This window comes from Enterococcus sp. FDAARGOS_375 (genome assembly GCF_002393265.1).
Classification (GTDB): domain Bacteria; phylum Bacillota; class Bacilli; order Lactobacillales; family Enterococcaceae; genus Enterococcus_D; species Enterococcus_D innesii.
Map to the genome: position 1 here is coordinate 1711258 of NZ_CP023515.1, position 13572 is coordinate 1724829.

The following is a 13572-nucleotide window of genomic DNA, read 5'->3' on the forward strand; positions in this document are numbered from 1 at the left end:
CATGTTAGTACCTAAACGTGTAAAACACCGTCGTGAGTTCCGCGGAAAAATGCGTGGCGAAGCGAAAGGCGGAAAAGAAGTAGCATTCGGTGAATATGGCTTACAAGCTGTTGAATCACACTGGATCACAAACCGTCAAATCGAAGCTGCCCGTATCGCAATGACTCGTTATATGAAACGTGGCGGGAAAGTATGGATCAAAATTTTCCCTCACAAATCTTATACTGCCAAAGCTATCGGGGTACGTATGGGTTCTGGTAAAGGGGCTCCTGAAGGATGGGTATCACCAGTTAAACGTGGTAAAATCATGTTTGAAATTGCCGGTGTACCTGAAGAAGTTGCGCGCGAAGCGCTACGTCTTGCTTCTCACAAATTACCAGTGAAAACGAAGATCGTAAAACGTGAGGAAATGGGTGGTGAATCGAATGAAGGTTAAAGAAATCAGAGAATTAACCACTGCCGAAATGCTAGATCAAGAAAAACAATTGAAAGAAGAATTGTTCAATCTTAGATTCCAATTAGCAACAGGTCAATTAGAAAACACTGCACGTATCAAAGAAGTACGTAAATCGATTGCACGCATTAAAACAGTATTGCGTGAACAAGCTAAGTAATAGTGGAAGGAGGCCATTTAGCGTATGACTGAAGAAAGAAATCAACGCAAAGTTTACCAAGGTCGCGTGGTATCAGACAAAATGGATAAAACTATCACTGTTGTCGTTGAAACAAAGAAAAACCACCCTATCTACGGCAAACGTCTGAACTATTCTAAGAAATACAAAGCACACGATGAAAACAACGAAGCAAAAGTTGGCGATATCGTGAAAATTATGGAAACTCGTCCATTATCAGCTACGAAACGTTTCCGTCTAGTAGAGATTGTTGAAAAGGCAGTGATTATCTAATCACACGAGATTTTCCTATATAGATTGTGAATTGCAAAATCTGAAAGGAGGATACACATCGTGATCCAAGCAGAAAGCCGATTAAGAGTGGCGGACAACTCAGGTGCCCGTGAAATTCTAACGATCAAAGTCCTTGGCGGATCTGGTCGTAAAACTGCCAATATTGGTGACGTGATTGTTGCTACGGTTAAACAAGCAACGCCAGGTGGGGTTGTCAAAAAAGGTGACGTCGTTAAAGCCGTTATCGTTCGTACTAAATCAGGAGCTCGTCGTACAGACGGTTCATACATCAAATTCGATGAAAATGCTGCGGTTATTATCCGTGACGATAAGAGCCCTCGTGGAACTCGTATCTTTGGCCCAGTTGCCCGCGAATTGCGTGAAGGCAACTTTATGAAGATCGTTTCCCTAGCACCAGAAGTATTGTAATAGTGATTCTTATCTAAAGGAGGTGCGAAACAAACATGTTTGTTAAAAAAGGCGATAAAGTTAAAGTTATCACTGGTAAAGACAAAAACAAAGAAGGCGTTGTACTAGCAGCGTTTCCTAAAAAAGACAAAGTCGTTGTTGAAGGTGTCAATGTTGTCAAAAAACACCAAAAACCTTCTCAAACTGCTCCTCAAGGCGGAATCGTTGAAATGGAAGCACCAATTCATGTTTCTAACGTGATGGTGGTTGATCCATCGAACGGTGAAGCTACGCGTGTCGGTTACAAAGAAGTTGACGGCAAAAAAGTCCGCGTTTCTAAGAAAACCGGAGAAGTTCTTGATAAATAATCTGATGAAGGAAGGAGGGGCTAACAGATGAACCGCCTTAAAGAAAAATATTCAAAAGAAGTTGTCCCATCATTAATGGACAAATTTAACTACAGCTCAATCATGGAAGCACCAAAAGTTGATAAAATCGTTATCAACATGGGTGTCGGTGACGCTGTTTCTAATGCTAAAAACTTAGACAAAGCTGTTGAAGAATTACAATTGATCTCAGGTCAAAAACCATTGATCACAAAAGCGAAAAAATCTATCGCAGGATTCCGTTTACGTGAAGGAATGCCAATCGGTGCGAAAGTAACACTACGCGGCGAAAGAATGTATGAATTCTTAGATAAACTAGTAAGTGTGTCATTGCCACGTGTCCGTGACTTCCACGGTGTGAGCAAAAAAGCGTTCGACGGACGCGGAAACTACACTTTAGGTATCAAAGAACAATTGATTTTCCCTGAAGTAGATTATGATTTGATCGACAAAGTACGTGGTATGGATATCGTGATTGTAACAACAGCAAACACAGATGAAGAATCTCGTGAATTGTTGACACAATTAGGCATGCCATTCCAAAAATAAAAAAAGGAGGCGAACTACGTGGCTAAAAAATCAATGATTGCTAAAAACAAACGCCCTGCTAAATTCTCAACGCAAGAATACACTCGTTGTGAACGTTGCGGACGTCCACATTCAGTTTATCGTAAATTTCATCTTTGCCGTATTTGCTTCCGCGAACTTGCCTATAAAGGACAAATTCCCGGCGTGAAGAAAGCTAGCTGGTAAACTATACTCGCATAAAGGAGGTAAATTATCCCATGGTCATGACAGATCCAATTGCAGATTTTCTAACGCGCGTGCGTAACGCAAACATGGTTAAACACGAAAGCCTAGAAGTACCTGCTTCAAAAATCAAACGTGATATCGCTGAAATCTTGAAACGTGAAGGTTTCGTCCGCGATGTTGAATACATTGAAGATGACAAACAAGGCGTGATCCGCGTATTTCTTAAATACGGTAAAAACGGTGAACGTGTTATCACAAACTTAAAACGTATCTCTAAACCAGGCTTGCGTGCTTATGTCAAAGCTGACGAAGTACCAAAAGTATTGAATGGTCTAGGAATCGCGATTATCTCAACTTCTGACGGTGTAATCACTGACAAAGAAGCTAGAGCAAAAAATGTTGGCGGCGAAGTAGTCGCTTATGTATGGTAATTTAAAATATTCCACAAGGAGGTGCCTCTAAGTGAGTCGTATCGGTAATAAGATCGTCGTTCTTCCTGCTGGTGTTGAAATCAAGCAAAACGGAAACGACATTACAGTTAAAGGACCTAAAGGTGAATTAACACGTACTTTCTCTTCTGATATCACAATGGATATCGAAGGAAACGAAGTAACATTCACTCGTCCAAATGATAGTAAAGAAATGAAAACTATCCACGGAACTACCCGTGCAAACTTCAACAACATGGTTGTTGGTGTTTCTGAAGGTTTCCAAAAAGCGTTAGAATTAATCGGGGTTGGGTACCGTGCTCAATTACAAGGGAAAAAACTTGTATTGAACGTTGGTTACTCTCATCCAGTTGAAATCGAAGCGCCAGCTGGAATCGAAATCGAAGTTCCTTCAAACACTTCTGTGATCGTTAAAGGATCAGATAAAGAAGTCGTTGGCGAATTGGCTGCCAATATCCGTGGCGTTCGTCCTCCAGAACCTTATAAAGGCAAAGGAATTCGTTATGTTGGCGAATTTGTACGCCGTAAAGAAGGTAAAACTGGTAAATAGTCGTAATTCTTTACGACTAGCAGCTTAGGCTAGCAAAATTAAAAGAGGTGACAAATTGTGATTACAAAACCAGATAAAAACAAGACACGTCAGAAAAGACATCGTCGTGTACGTAACAAAATCTCTGGTACTGCTGAGTGCCCACGCTTAAACGTGTTCCGTTCGAACAAAAACATCTACGCACAAGTAATTGATGACGTAGCGGGTGTGACGCTAGCAAGTGCCTCTGCCTTAGACAAAGAAGTTTCAGGTGCAACAAAAACTGAACAAGCACAAGCTGTCGGTAAATTAGTCGCAGAACGTGCAGCAGCAAAAGGTATTAAAGAAGTAGTCTTTGACCGTGGTGGATACCTTTACCATGGCCGTGTAGCAGCTTTAGCTGAAGCAGCTCGCGAAAATGGACTGGAATTTTAAGAGAAGGAGGAACACCATTCATGGTTTATATTGATCCAAAACATTTGGAATTAGAAGACCGCGTTGTTGCGATCAACCGTGTAACTAAAGTTGTTAAAGGTGGACGTCGTCTACGTTTTGCTGCATTAGTTGTTGTCGGTGACAAAAACGGACACGTAGGTTTCGGTACTGGTAAAGCACAAGAAGTACCAGAAGCAATCCGTAAAGCAATCGAAGACGCGAAGAAAAACTTGGTGGAAGTACCAATGGTTGGTTCTACAATCCCTCACGAAGTTATCGGTGTATTCGGCGGCGGACGCATCCTTATGAAACCTGCTGTAGAAGGTTCTGGGGTAGCTGCTGGTGGACCAGTTCGTGCCGTATTGGAATTAGCTGGGGTAGCTGATATCACATCTAAATCTTTAGGTTCTAACACACCAATCAACGTTGTTCGCGCAACAGTTGAAGGTTTAAAACAATTAAAACGCGCTGAAGAAGTGGCAGCACTTCGCGGCAAATCAGTAGAAGAATTAATCGGTTAAGGAGGACACTATAATGGCTGAATTGAAAATTACTTTAAAACGCAGTATTATCGGACGTCCCCAAAACCAACGTGATACTGTAAAAGCGTTAGGTCTTACAAAGTTGAATTCAACAGTTGTAAAACCTGCTAATGATGCAATCAAAGGCATGGTTAACACTGTTTCTCACTTAGTGGACGTTGAAGAGGTCTAAGGATCAGCAGATCTAGTTTGATTAAGGAGGTGCCAAACCTATGAAACTTCATGAATTAAAACCATCAGAAGGCTCACGCCAAGTACGTAACCGTGTCGGTCGAGGAACTTCATCTGGTAACGGTAAAACAGCTGGACGTGGACAAAAAGGTCAAAAAGCTCGTTCAGGCGGCGGAGTACGTCTAGGATTCGAAGGTGGACAAACACCATTGTTCCGTCGTTTACCAAAACGTGGCTTTACAAATGTGAACCGCAAAGAATATGCAGTCATCAATCTTGATGTCTTGAACCGCTTTGAAGACGGTGCTGAAGTAACACCTGTTGCTTTACACGAAGCTGGAATCGTCAAAGATGAAAAAGCTGGAATCAAAGTATTAGCTAACGGAGAATTAACGAAGAAATTGACTGTGAAAGCAGCTAAATTCTCAAAAGCAGCTGAAGAAGCAATCGTTGCTGCTGGTGGATCAATCGAGGTGATCTAATGATCAGACTATTGAAGGATGCCTTTAAGGTTAAGGATATTAGATCCAGAATATTGTTCACCGTCTTAATCTTGTTTGTCTTTCGTCTGGGAACACATATTACTGTGCCAGGCGTAGACGCAAGTCGCCTAAATACCATCGCAGATCTACCATTTTTAAACATGTTAAACTTGGTAAGTGGTGGCGCCATGCAACAATTTTCGATTTTCTCGATGGGGGTTTCGCCTTACATCACTGCCTCAATTGTTATTCAGTTGTTGCAGATGGATATCGTCCCTAAATTTGTTGAATGGTCGAAACAAGGTGAAGTGGGTCGTAAGAAACTAAATCAGGCAACACGTTACTTGACGTTGGTATTGGGCTTTGTCCAATCCATGACATTAACGGCTGGATTTAACTATTACACTCAACTCGGGTTTGTAAACAATCCTAATATGGCAACCTATATCGTGATCGGTCTGATTTTAACAGCCGGAACGATGTTAGTCACTTGGTTAGGAGAGCAGATCACCGAGCGTGGTATCGGAAACGGTGTGTCAATGATCATCTTTGCAGGGATCATTTCACGCTTACCAGCAAGCATCAAAGAATTGATTGAAGATTACTTCATTAACGTGGATCAATCGGATATCTGGCTAAATGCTATCTTTATGGCGCTGCTTGTGATCGCTGTGTTGATCGTCATTACATTAGTAACCTATGTTCAACAAGCAGAACGCAAGATTCCGATCCAATATACAAAACGGGTAGCAGGAGCGCCTACCAGCAGTTACCTTCCTTTGAAAGTAAATGCTGCCGGGGTTATCCCAGTTATCTTTGCCAGTTCTTTTATTACAACACCAAATGCGATCATTCAAGCATTAGGTAGTTCATATAGAGGAGAAACTTGGTACGAAGTGGTGCAAACGATCTTTAGTTACAACACTGTACCGGGTGCGATCATCTATACTGTCTTGATCGTTGCGTTTACTTTCTTCTACGCATTTGTTCAAGTAAACCCTGAGAAATTAGCGGAAAACTTGCAAAAACAAGGAAGTTACATTCCGAGTGTGCGTCCTGGTAAAGGAACCGAAGAATATGTATCACGTTTGTTGATGCGATTAAGCACGGTTGGATCGATCTTTTTAGGATTGGTTGCTTTACTTCCAATCATCGCTCAGATGGCTTGGAATCTACCGCAATCGATCGGTCTAGGTGGAACGAGTCTATTGATCATTATCGGTGTGGCACTTGATACTGCCAAGCAGTTAGAAGGGCTTATGCTGAAACGGAAATATACTGGTTTCATCAATTAAAGTTATTGAAGTGTTGAGGATTTCCTCAACACTATTCAAAAACTTACAGGAGGAATTAGAATGAACTTCATTTTAATGGGATTACCTGGTGCTGGAAAAGGTACTCAGGCAGAACGTATCGTTGCTGAATACGGTCTTCCTCATATTTCAACAGGCGATATGTTTCGGGCTGCGATGGCGAACGAAACAGAACTAGGCCTTAAAGCAAAATCATACATGGATCAAGGCGCATTAGTTCCTGATGAGGTTACCAATGGGATCGTTAAAGAACGTTTAGCTGAACCTGATACCGAGAAAGGTTTCTTATTAGATGGTTTTCCTCGTACATTGGATCAAGCAAAAGCGTTAGATGAGATGCTAGCTGACCTTAACAAAAAAATTGATGCCGTTATTGATATTCATGTTCCTGAAGAAGTTCTTGTAGAACGTTTAGCCGGCCGCTTCATGTGCCGCAATTGTGGGGCAACTTATCATAAATTGTTCAATCCTCCCAAAGAGGAAGGAACATGTGATCGTTGTGGAAGTCATGACTTCTACCAACGTGAAGATGATAAGCCTGAGACGGTCAAAAATCGTCTAGCTGTCAATATCAAAAGCAGTGAACCAATTTTGACTTATTACAAAGACAAAGGGTTATTGCAATCGATTGATGGGGATCGCGACATCGACGCTGTATTCGAAGATGTTCAAAAGATCATTGACTAATCATAGATTGCCCGAGTCCAACTTGCAGCTTAAAACTTTCTCTTGAAATCTTTGACAGGATATGATAGAATATGTCAGTCCGACTTCTACTTTTTATTAAGTAGGAGCATAGTTTGAGAATATCAGGTGGGAACCGAGTTTCCGCCATTTTATCGTGTGAAAATCACAAGTACAAGGAGGTACTGTGCGTGGCAAAAGAAGATATGATTGAAGTCGAAGGTACAGTCGTCGAAACTTTGCCGAATGCAATGTTTAAAGTAGAATTGGAAAACGGACACCAAGTTCTAGCGACCGTTTCTGGTAAGATCCGGATGCACTACATTCGTATTTTACCTGGAGACAAAGTGACGGTGGAATTATCCCCGTATGATCTGAACCGTGGCCGCATTACTTATCGCTTTAAATAATTGTACTCCGTAAAACCACAGGAGGTATTATCATGAAAGTAAGACCATCAGTAAAACCAATGTGCGAACATTGTAAAGTAATTCGTCGTAAAGGACGCGTTATGGTGATTTGCCCAGCAAATCCAAAACATAAACAACGTCAAGGATAATCGGAGGTGTAACAAATATGGCTCGTATTGCAGGAGTAGATATTCCTCGTGATAAACGTGTGGTCGTTTCACTTACTTATATCTATGGTATTGGTAACACGACTGCAAAACAAATTTTAGCTGACGCTGGCGTGTCTGAAGAAGTTCGCGTTCGTGATTTAACGAATGAACAAACAGATGCTATCCGTGCGGAAGTTGATAAATTAAAAGTTGAAGGTGACCTTCGTCGTGAAGTGAACTTAAACATCAAACGATTGATGGAAATCGGTTCTTACCGTGGAATCCGTCATCGCCGTGGATTGCCAGTTCGTGGACAAAACACGAAAAACAATGCACGTACTCGTAAAGGCCCGTCTAAAACAGTCGCAGGCAAGAAAAAATAATTCCTAAGTGAAGGAGGTTAAAACTTCATGGCAGCAAAAAAAGTGAGTCGTAAACGCCGTGTGAAAAAGAATATTGAAGCGGGTATTGCACATATTCACTCAACATTCAATAATACAATCGTAATGATCACTGATACTCATGGTAATGCATTAGCATGGTCATCAGCTGGTTCATTAGGTTTCAAAGGAAGCAAAAAATCTACTCCTTTTGCCGCTCAAATGGCAGCAGAAACAGCTACCAAAGCAGCAATGGAACACGGATTAAGAACTGTTGAAGTAACAGTTAAAGGACCTGGTTCTGGACGTGAAGCAGCAATTCGTTCATTACAAGCAGCAGGTTTGGAAGTGAGTGCGATCCGTGACGTGACTCCAGTCCCTCATAATGGATGCCGCCCTCCAAAACGCCGTCGTGTTTAATGAGTGCTGCTCATTTTGAGTGTAACAAATACGTCATTGAACAAGACACTTTTCGTTTTGAAAGGGGTAATAGATAAGAATGATTGAATTCGAAAAACCAAGAATCGCAAAGATTGATGAAGACAAAGATTATGGCAAGTTCATCGTGGAACCTCTTGAAAGAGGCTACGGAACTACACTAGGAAATTCCCTACGTCGTATTTTATTATCTTCTTTACCTGGTGCGGCAATCACCAATATTCAAATCGATGGAGTTTTACACGAATTCTCAACTGTTAAGGGTGTTCGGGAAGACGTTGCTCAAATCATCTTGAATATTAAAGGTCTTGCATTGAAAATGTACGGGGATGAAGAAAAGACCCTTGAAATTGATATTTCAGGACCCGCTACAGTAACTGCTGGCGATATCATCGTTGATAGTGATGTAGAAATCCTTAACAAAGATATGTATATCTGTACCGTTTCTGAAGGTGCTACGTTCCATGCTCGCTTAACAGTGAAACCTGGCCGCGGCTACGTTCAAGCGGACGAAAACAAAAAAGAAGACATGCCGATCGGCGTTCTTCCGGTCGATTCAATCTATACACCAGTACGTCGTGTCAACTACCAAGTAGAAAACACACGTGTCGGTCGTCGGGATGATTTCGACAAATTAACGATGGAAATATGGACTGATGGCTCAATCGAACCATTGGAAGCAATGAGTTTGTCTGCGAAGATCATGACTGAACATTTAGACATCTTTGTTAACCTAACGGATGAAGCGAAAAACGCTGAAATCATGGTTGAAAAAGAAGAAACACAAAAAGAAAAAATGTTGGAAATGACGATCGAAGAATTAGACTTATCTGTTCGTTCATACAACTGTCTAAAACGTGCAGGAATCAATACTGTACAAGAATTGACAAACAAATCTGAACCAGAAATGATCAAAGTAAGAAACTTAGGCCGTAAATCTCTTGAAGAGGTCAAAGTGAAATTACATGATTTAGGTTTAGGACTACGTAAAGACGATTAAACCGTTTTCGATTACGTTAGTTCGGTTCGTCTGACCGATACAACATTCGAAAGTGAAGGAGGGAAACCACGTGAGTTATCGTAAACTAGGACGCACATCTAGCCAACGTAAAGCGATGTTGCGTGATTTGACAACTGATTTATTCATTAACGAACGTATCGTTACGACTGAAGCTCGTGCGAAAGAAGTTCGTTCAACTGCAGAAAAAATGATCACTTTAGGTAAACGTGGTGATTTGCATGCACGTCGTCAAGCAGCAGCATTCGTTCGTAATGAAGTTGCAAGTGTACGTGAAGAAAACGAAGAAGTAGTTATTGAATCAGCATTACAAAAATTATTCAATGATATCGCTCCTCGTTACACAGATCGCCAAGGTGGATATACTCGTATCTTGAAAACAGAACCAAGACGCGGAGATGCTGCACCAATGGTTATCCTAGAACTTGTTTAAAATCACACTTATCATCACTTTATAGATGTTTACTAAGAGTGTTATGATGTTGGAAGAAACTTTCCGAGTCTAGCTCAGCGCCTACACCTCGATGTATTTCGAGGTGTACGCACTCATCATAAAGTGCTTTTTTTTTACTTTCGATTACCTGTCAAGACAGGTAATGGCAAGTGAAAAAAAGATCTGGAGACAAATCGTGCGTGAATCATTGAAAAACGTGCGCTTTTTTGGTAGTGTTAGAAAGAATTAATCGCAAATGAAGGAGTCTATCATGAAGCCAATCATTGAATTGAATGCTATTACTGTGCGTTATAGCGAAGAAGAGCGTCCCGCGTTAAATAACGTATCCTTTTCCATCAACAAAGGGGAATGGGTGGCGTTGATCGGCCATAACGGCTCTGGTAAATCAACTTTAGCAAAGACCATCAATGGCTTGATCTTGCCGCAAGAAGGCAGTGTTTCTGTCGGCGAATTGCCTTTGAATGAAGAAAATATCTGGAATATTCGAAAAATGGTCGGTATGGTCTTTCAAAACCCTGACAATCAATTCGTTGGTTCGACGGTGGAAGATGATGTGGCTTTCGGTTTGGAAAATCAAGGAATCCCACGTGAAGAAATGCTGGTTCGTGTCAAAGACGCTCTGGAACAAGTACGGATGAGCGAGTTTGCGACCCGGGAACCCGCACGTCTTTCTGGTGGTCAAAAACAGCGGGTAGCCATTGCTGGCGTCGTTGCATTGCGCCCAGATATCATCATTCTTGATGAAGCCACTAGTATGCTAGATCCAGAAGGCCGTGAAGAAGTGATCGCAACGATCAAAAAAATCAAAGAGAAAAACAATTTGACCGTGTTATCGATCACCCATGATATCGATGAAGCAGCCAATGCCAATCGGGTGCTGGTGATGCGTCAAGGAGAGCTCGTCCGCGAAGGGACACCCGCAGAGATTTTTTCTGCAGGTCCAGAACTGATTGAGCTAGGCTTAGATCTGCCATTTCCTGAAAAATTAAAGGCGGCACTAAAACAGCGGGGCGTCACGGTACCGCAAGCGTACTTAACTGAAGAAGGGATGGTGGATTGGCTATGGACATCCGTTTTGAACAAGTAGGATTCACCTACCAACCGCATTCTCCGTTTGAACAGCGGGTTTTGTTCGATATCGATTTAGAGATCAAAGAAGGCTCTTATACCGCCTTAGTCGGTCATACAGGGAGCGGAAAATCTACGTTGCTGCAGCACTTGAATGCATTATTAAAACCAACGACTGGCACGGTCACGATCGGTGAGCGAGTCATCAAACCCGAGACAGATAACAAAAATCTAAAAACGTTACGTAAAAAAGTCGGGATCGTTTTTCAATTTCCTGAATCCCAATTATTTGAAGAAACCGTTGCGAGAGATATCGCTTTTGGACCGAAAAACTTTGGGGTCTCCGAAGAAGCAGCCAAAGGTTTAGCCCAAGAATACATTCAATTGGTAGGTTTAGATGAAAGTTTTCTGGAACGTTCACCATTTGACCTTTCAGGGGGCCAAATGCGCCGTGTAGCGATTGCTGGGGTCTTGGCTATGGAACCAGAAGTTTTGGTCTTAGACGAGCCGACAGCTGGCTTAGATCCACAAGGACGCAAAGAGATGATGGAAATGTTTGATCGCCTGCATCGGGAAAAGAACATGACGATCATTTTAGTGACCCACTTGATGGATGATGTTGCAAACTATGCTGATTATGTCTATGTGCTAGAAAAAGGCCGTCTCGTCAAAGCAGGCACGCCGTCTGTTGTGTTTCAAGACACTGCCTGGCTGCAAGAAAAGCAGTTGGGGGTACCGACAGCAACCGCATTTGCGGAGCAACTACAAGCCAGAGGATTGGCATTTGAGCAGTTGCCGCTAACGGCTGATGAGCTGGCGGATGTTTTAGTAGCAAAGGGGGCGACTGCCCATGATGAATAAACTGATTTTCGGTCGTTTTATTCCCGGAGACTCCTTGATTCACCGTTTAGATCCACGAGTCAAATTGATTGCTAGTTTTTATTTTATTGCGATTATCTTTTTGGCGAATAATTGGCAAAGTTATTTATTAGCGGGTGCTTTTACGCTCTTTTGTATCTCCTTTTCAAAAATCGATTTTGGCTTCTTTATTCGAGGCGTGCGACCTTTGATTTGGCTGATTTTATTTACTGTGGCGTTACAGATTTTATTTACTACCGGCGGGGACGTCTACTGGTCTTGGTGGATCTTTAACATCACAGAATTTGGTGTCCAAAACGGGATTTTTATTTTTTGCCGTTTTGTTTTGATCATTTTCATGTCGACCTTGTTGACGTTAACGACGCCTCCATTAGAGCTTTCAGATGCGATCGAATACATTTTGCGTCCTTTAAAAGCGATCCGTTTCCCTGTCCATGAAATCTCACTGATGCTGTCGATCGCGTTGCGCTTTGTGCCAACCTTGATGGATGAAACAGAAAAAATTATGAATGCTCAGCGTGCCCGCGGGGTCGATTTCGGCGAAGGGGGACTGTTGCAGAAGATGAAGGCGATCGTTCCTTTATTGATTCCTTTATTTGTCAGCAGCTTTAACCGTGCGGAAGATCTAGCTACCGCTATGGAAGCCAGAGGCTATCAAGGCGGCGAAGGGCGTACGAAGTATCGTATTTTGCACTGGCATCAACGGGACACATTGGTTGTCATCGTTTTTGCGCTCTTTACAGTCGCGTTAGTGTTCTTAAGAGGATAATCGAAGACCTATGATTGAAGTCAACCCACGAAAGGTTCTTAACGAAGCAACGAGGCTGCTGGCGATCCCAGCGGCTGGTTCGAAAAGGCCTGTCGATCGATCAGACTTTTCTCATAGGCTTTTTTGTGAAAAAATAGAAAGAAACAGGTGATTCAATGGTCCGCTATAAAGCGACGATCGCTTATGATGGCACGAATTTTCAAGGATTTCAGCGTCAACCCAATGGACGAACGGTTCAAGAAGAGATTGAAAAGACATTAACGAAGATGAACAATGGGCAGCCGATTCAGATTCATGGCTCTGGCCGCACCGATGCGGGGGTCCATGCGCAAGGGCAAGTGATCCACTTCGATTTCCCTCAAAAGCGCCCACTGGAAAAAATGCGCTTTGGTTTAGATACCCAAACGCCAGAAGATGTTGCGGTAAAATCGGTGGAGATCGTTGACGATACCTTCCATGCCCGCTACTTAGTCGTTGAAAAAACCTACCAGTTTCGAGTGGACATTGGGAAACCTCGCAGTCCTTTCCGCCGTCATTATGCCAGCTATTATCCGTATCCGCTAGATTTGGAAAAAATCCAACGAGCGTTGCCAGATTTTTTAGGCACCCATGACTTTACCAGTTTTTGCGCGACGGGCAGTTCCGTCGATGACAAAACACGGACGATCCATGAGGCGTCCATGGCGGTCAATGACGCTGGAGATGAGTTGATTTTCACCTTTCGCGGCGATGGATTTTTGTACAAGATGATCCGAATCATGGTGGGCACATTGTTGAAAATCGGCAATGGACGACTCGCACCTGACAGTATTCCTGCGATCATTGCGCAAAAAGACCGAAATGCGGCAGGACCCACAGCTCATCCAGAAGGATTGTATTTGGTTCACGTTGCCTATGAATAAGAAAAAACACAAGCTTCGCTGCTCTTGTCCAACAAGAGAAAGCGAAAG

General features: G+C 42.5%; 25 protein-coding genes. All 25 read left to right on the plus strand.

Translation table 11 applies throughout. From position 1 onward, the window contains the following. The first annotated feature begins 1 nt into the window (after position 1). The 25 genes from rplP to truA all read left to right on the plus strand — a co-directional run bounded on the left by rplP (position 2) and on the right by truA (position 13524). Positions 2-436, plus strand: coding sequence for a 50S ribosomal protein L16 (gene rplP / locus CO692_RS09285; RefSeq protein ID WP_005226918.1), 435 nt, complete (start codon positions 2-4; stop codon positions 434-436). Beyond that, complete coding sequence (gene rpmC, locus CO692_RS09290) at positions 426-614, plus strand: 50S ribosomal protein L29 (RefSeq protein WP_002288664.1); 189 nt, start codon at positions 426-428, stop codon at positions 612-614. The genes rplP and rpmC overlap by 11 nt, the downstream gene beginning before the upstream one ends. A 24-nt stretch (positions 615-638) precedes the next feature. Further along, a complete protein-coding gene (gene rpsQ / locus CO692_RS09295; RefSeq protein ID WP_003128005.1) occupies positions 639-905 on the plus strand; it encodes a 30S ribosomal protein S17 in 267 nt (88 codons plus the stop codon). Positions 906-965: 60 nt separating this feature from the next. Further along, positions 966-1334 (plus strand): 50S ribosomal protein L14, encoded by a 369-nt coding sequence (gene rplN / locus CO692_RS09300; RefSeq protein ID WP_003128006.1) that lies wholly within the window; start codon positions 966-968, stop codon positions 1332-1334. Positions 1335-1369: 35 nt separating this feature from the next. Beyond that, positions 1370-1681 carry a 50S ribosomal protein L24 gene (gene rplX / locus CO692_RS09305; protein WP_003128007.1) on the plus strand — a complete coding sequence of 104 codons (312 nt, stop codon included), beginning with the start codon at positions 1370-1372 and terminating at the stop codon, positions 1679-1681. Between the two features lie 27 nt (positions 1682-1708). Further along, positions 1709-2248 (plus strand): 50S ribosomal protein L5, encoded by a 540-nt coding sequence (gene rplE / locus CO692_RS09310; RefSeq protein WP_005227088.1) that lies wholly within the window; start codon positions 1709-1711, stop codon positions 2246-2248. 18 nt (positions 2249-2266) lie between these two features. Further along, a complete protein-coding gene (locus CO692_RS09315; RefSeq protein ID WP_003128010.1) occupies positions 2267-2452 on the plus strand; it encodes a type Z 30S ribosomal protein S14 in 186 nt (61 codons plus the stop codon). Positions 2453-2484: 32 nt separating this feature from the next. Continuing rightward, a complete protein-coding gene (rpsH, locus tag CO692_RS09320; RefSeq protein WP_005227093.1) occupies positions 2485-2883 on the plus strand; it encodes a 30S ribosomal protein S8 in 399 nt (132 codons plus the stop codon). A gap of 31 nt (positions 2884-2914) precedes the next feature. After that, entirely contained in the window at positions 2915-3451 is a 537-nt protein-coding gene (gene rplF / locus CO692_RS09325) for a 50S ribosomal protein L6 (protein WP_096742104.1), read from the plus strand. 57 nt (positions 3452-3508) lie between these two features. Then, positions 3509-3865 carry a 50S ribosomal protein L18 gene (rplR, locus tag CO692_RS09330; protein WP_081118833.1) on the plus strand — a complete coding sequence of 119 codons (357 nt, stop codon included), beginning with the start codon at positions 3509-3511 and terminating at the stop codon, positions 3863-3865. Between the two features lie 20 nt (positions 3866-3885). Then, entirely contained in the window at positions 3886-4386 is a 501-nt protein-coding gene (rpsE, locus tag CO692_RS09335) for a 30S ribosomal protein S5 (RefSeq protein ID WP_003128014.1), read from the plus strand. A 13-nt stretch (positions 4387-4399) separates the two neighbouring features. Next, a complete protein-coding gene (gene rpmD, locus CO692_RS09340) occupies positions 4400-4579 on the plus strand; it encodes a 50S ribosomal protein L30 (RefSeq protein ID WP_003128015.1) in 180 nt (59 codons plus the stop codon). Positions 4580-4619: 40 nt separating this feature from the next. Beyond that, complete coding sequence (rplO, locus tag CO692_RS09345) at positions 4620-5060, plus strand: 50S ribosomal protein L15 (RefSeq protein ID WP_003128016.1); 441 nt, start codon at positions 4620-4622, stop codon at positions 5058-5060. Beyond that, positions 5060-6355 (plus strand): preprotein translocase subunit SecY, encoded by a 1296-nt coding sequence (gene secY / locus CO692_RS09350; protein WP_005227099.1) that lies wholly within the window; start codon positions 5060-5062, stop codon positions 6353-6355. Before rplO ends, secY begins: the two co-directional genes overlap by 1 nt. Before the next feature lie 60 nt (positions 6356-6415). Continuing rightward, the gene (locus tag CO692_RS09355) at positions 6416-7060 is read left to right on the plus strand and encodes an adenylate kinase (protein ID WP_096742105.1); all 645 of its coding nucleotides are present in this window, start codon (positions 6416-6418) and stop codon (positions 7058-7060) included. A gap of 188 nt (positions 7061-7248) precedes the next feature. After that, positions 7249-7467 carry a translation initiation factor IF-1 gene (gene infA, locus CO692_RS09360; RefSeq protein ID WP_002288695.1) on the plus strand — a complete coding sequence of 73 codons (219 nt, stop codon included), beginning with the start codon at positions 7249-7251 and terminating at the stop codon, positions 7465-7467. 32 nt (positions 7468-7499) lie between these two features. Beyond that, positions 7500-7616, plus strand: coding sequence for a 50S ribosomal protein L36 (rpmJ, locus tag CO692_RS09365; RefSeq protein WP_002288710.1), 117 nt, complete (start codon positions 7500-7502; stop codon positions 7614-7616). A 17-nt stretch (positions 7617-7633) separates the two neighbouring features. Next, positions 7634-7999, plus strand: a complete 366-nt coding sequence (gene rpsM, locus CO692_RS09370) for a 30S ribosomal protein S13 (protein ID WP_005227102.1) — start codon at positions 7634-7636, stop codon at positions 7997-7999. Positions 8000-8026: 27 nt separating this feature from the next. Beyond that, entirely contained in the window at positions 8027-8416 is a 390-nt protein-coding gene (rpsK, locus tag CO692_RS09375; RefSeq protein WP_005227104.1) for a 30S ribosomal protein S11, read from the plus strand. Between the two features lie 79 nt (positions 8417-8495). Continuing rightward, positions 8496-9434, plus strand: coding sequence for a DNA-directed RNA polymerase subunit alpha (locus CO692_RS09380; RefSeq protein ID WP_008376367.1), 939 nt, complete (start codon positions 8496-8498; stop codon positions 9432-9434). Between the two features lie 70 nt (positions 9435-9504). Then, entirely contained in the window at positions 9505-9885 is a 381-nt protein-coding gene (gene rplQ, locus CO692_RS09385) for a 50S ribosomal protein L17 (protein ID WP_003128038.1), read from the plus strand. A 271-nt stretch (positions 9886-10156) separates the two neighbouring features. Next, positions 10157-10993 carry an energy-coupling factor ABC transporter ATP-binding protein gene (locus CO692_RS09390; RefSeq protein WP_096742106.1) on the plus strand — a complete coding sequence of 279 codons (837 nt, stop codon included), beginning with the start codon at positions 10157-10159 and terminating at the stop codon, positions 10991-10993. Then, positions 10969-11835 carry an energy-coupling factor ABC transporter ATP-binding protein gene (locus CO692_RS09395; RefSeq protein ID WP_096742107.1) on the plus strand — a complete coding sequence of 289 codons (867 nt, stop codon included), beginning with the start codon at positions 10969-10971 and terminating at the stop codon, positions 11833-11835. The genes CO692_RS09390 and CO692_RS09395 overlap by 25 nt, the downstream gene beginning before the upstream one ends. Next, a complete protein-coding gene (locus CO692_RS09400; protein ID WP_005227113.1) occupies positions 11825-12622 on the plus strand; it encodes an energy-coupling factor transporter transmembrane component T family protein in 798 nt (265 codons plus the stop codon). The genes CO692_RS09395 and CO692_RS09400 overlap by 11 nt, the downstream gene beginning before the upstream one ends. 155 nt (positions 12623-12777) lie before the next feature. Continuing rightward, complete coding sequence (gene truA / locus CO692_RS09405) at positions 12778-13524, plus strand: tRNA pseudouridine(38-40) synthase TruA (protein ID WP_010748617.1); 747 nt, start codon at positions 12778-12780, stop codon at positions 13522-13524. Positions 13525-13572: the final 48 nt, after the last annotated feature.

What these genes read in the sequence shown, in the direction of transcription:
- secY (WP_005227099.1), top strand. Translation starts at nt 5,060, where the DNA reads ATGATCAGACTATTGAAGGATGCCTTTAAGGTTAAGGATATTAGATCC.
- rplX (WP_003128007.1), top strand. Translation starts at nt 1,370, where the DNA reads ATGTTTGTTAAAAAAGGCGATAAAGTTAAAGTTATCACTGGTAAAGAC.
- truA (WP_010748617.1), top strand. Translation starts at nt 12,778, where the DNA reads ATGGTCCGCTATAAAGCGACGATCGCTTATGATGGCACGAATTTTCAA.
- rpsH (WP_005227093.1), top strand. Translation starts at nt 2,485, where the DNA reads ATGGTCATGACAGATCCAATTGCAGATTTTCTAACGCGCGTGCGTAAC.
- CO692_RS09390 (WP_096742106.1), top strand. Translation starts at nt 10,157, where the DNA reads ATGAAGCCAATCATTGAATTGAATGCTATTACTGTGCGTTATAGCGAA.
- rpsK (WP_005227104.1), top strand. Translation starts at nt 8,027, where the DNA reads ATGGCAGCAAAAAAAGTGAGTCGTAAACGCCGTGTGAAAAAGAATATT.
- rpsM (WP_005227102.1), top strand. Translation starts at nt 7,634, where the DNA reads ATGGCTCGTATTGCAGGAGTAGATATTCCTCGTGATAAACGTGTGGTC.
- CO692_RS09380 (WP_008376367.1), top strand. Translation starts at nt 8,496, where the DNA reads ATGATTGAATTCGAAAAACCAAGAATCGCAAAGATTGATGAAGACAAA.
- CO692_RS09355 (WP_096742105.1), top strand. Translation starts at nt 6,416, where the DNA reads ATGAACTTCATTTTAATGGGATTACCTGGTGCTGGAAAAGGTACTCAG.
- rpmD (WP_003128015.1), top strand. Translation starts at nt 4,400, where the DNA reads ATGGCTGAATTGAAAATTACTTTAAAACGCAGTATTATCGGACGTCCC.
- rplE (WP_005227088.1), top strand. Translation starts at nt 1,709, where the DNA reads ATGAACCGCCTTAAAGAAAAATATTCAAAAGAAGTTGTCCCATCATTA.
- CO692_RS09400 (WP_005227113.1), top strand. Translation starts at nt 11,825, where the DNA reads ATGATGAATAAACTGATTTTCGGTCGTTTTATTCCCGGAGACTCCTTG.
- rpmJ (WP_002288710.1), top strand. Translation starts at nt 7,500, where the DNA reads ATGAAAGTAAGACCATCAGTAAAACCAATGTGCGAACATTGTAAAGTA.
- rpmC (WP_002288664.1), top strand. Translation starts at nt 426, where the DNA reads ATGAAGGTTAAAGAAATCAGAGAATTAACCACTGCCGAAATGCTAGAT.
- CO692_RS09395 (WP_096742107.1), top strand. Translation starts at nt 10,969, where the DNA reads ATGGACATCCGTTTTGAACAAGTAGGATTCACCTACCAACCGCATTCT.
- rpsE (WP_003128014.1), top strand. Translation starts at nt 3,886, where the DNA reads ATGGTTTATATTGATCCAAAACATTTGGAATTAGAAGACCGCGTTGTT.
- rplO (WP_003128016.1), top strand. Translation starts at nt 4,620, where the DNA reads ATGAAACTTCATGAATTAAAACCATCAGAAGGCTCACGCCAAGTACGT.
- rpsQ (WP_003128005.1), top strand. Translation starts at nt 639, where the DNA reads ATGACTGAAGAAAGAAATCAACGCAAAGTTTACCAAGGTCGCGTGGTA.
- rplP (WP_005226918.1), top strand. Translation starts at nt 2, where the DNA reads ATGTTAGTACCTAAACGTGTAAAACACCGTCGTGAGTTCCGCGGAAAA.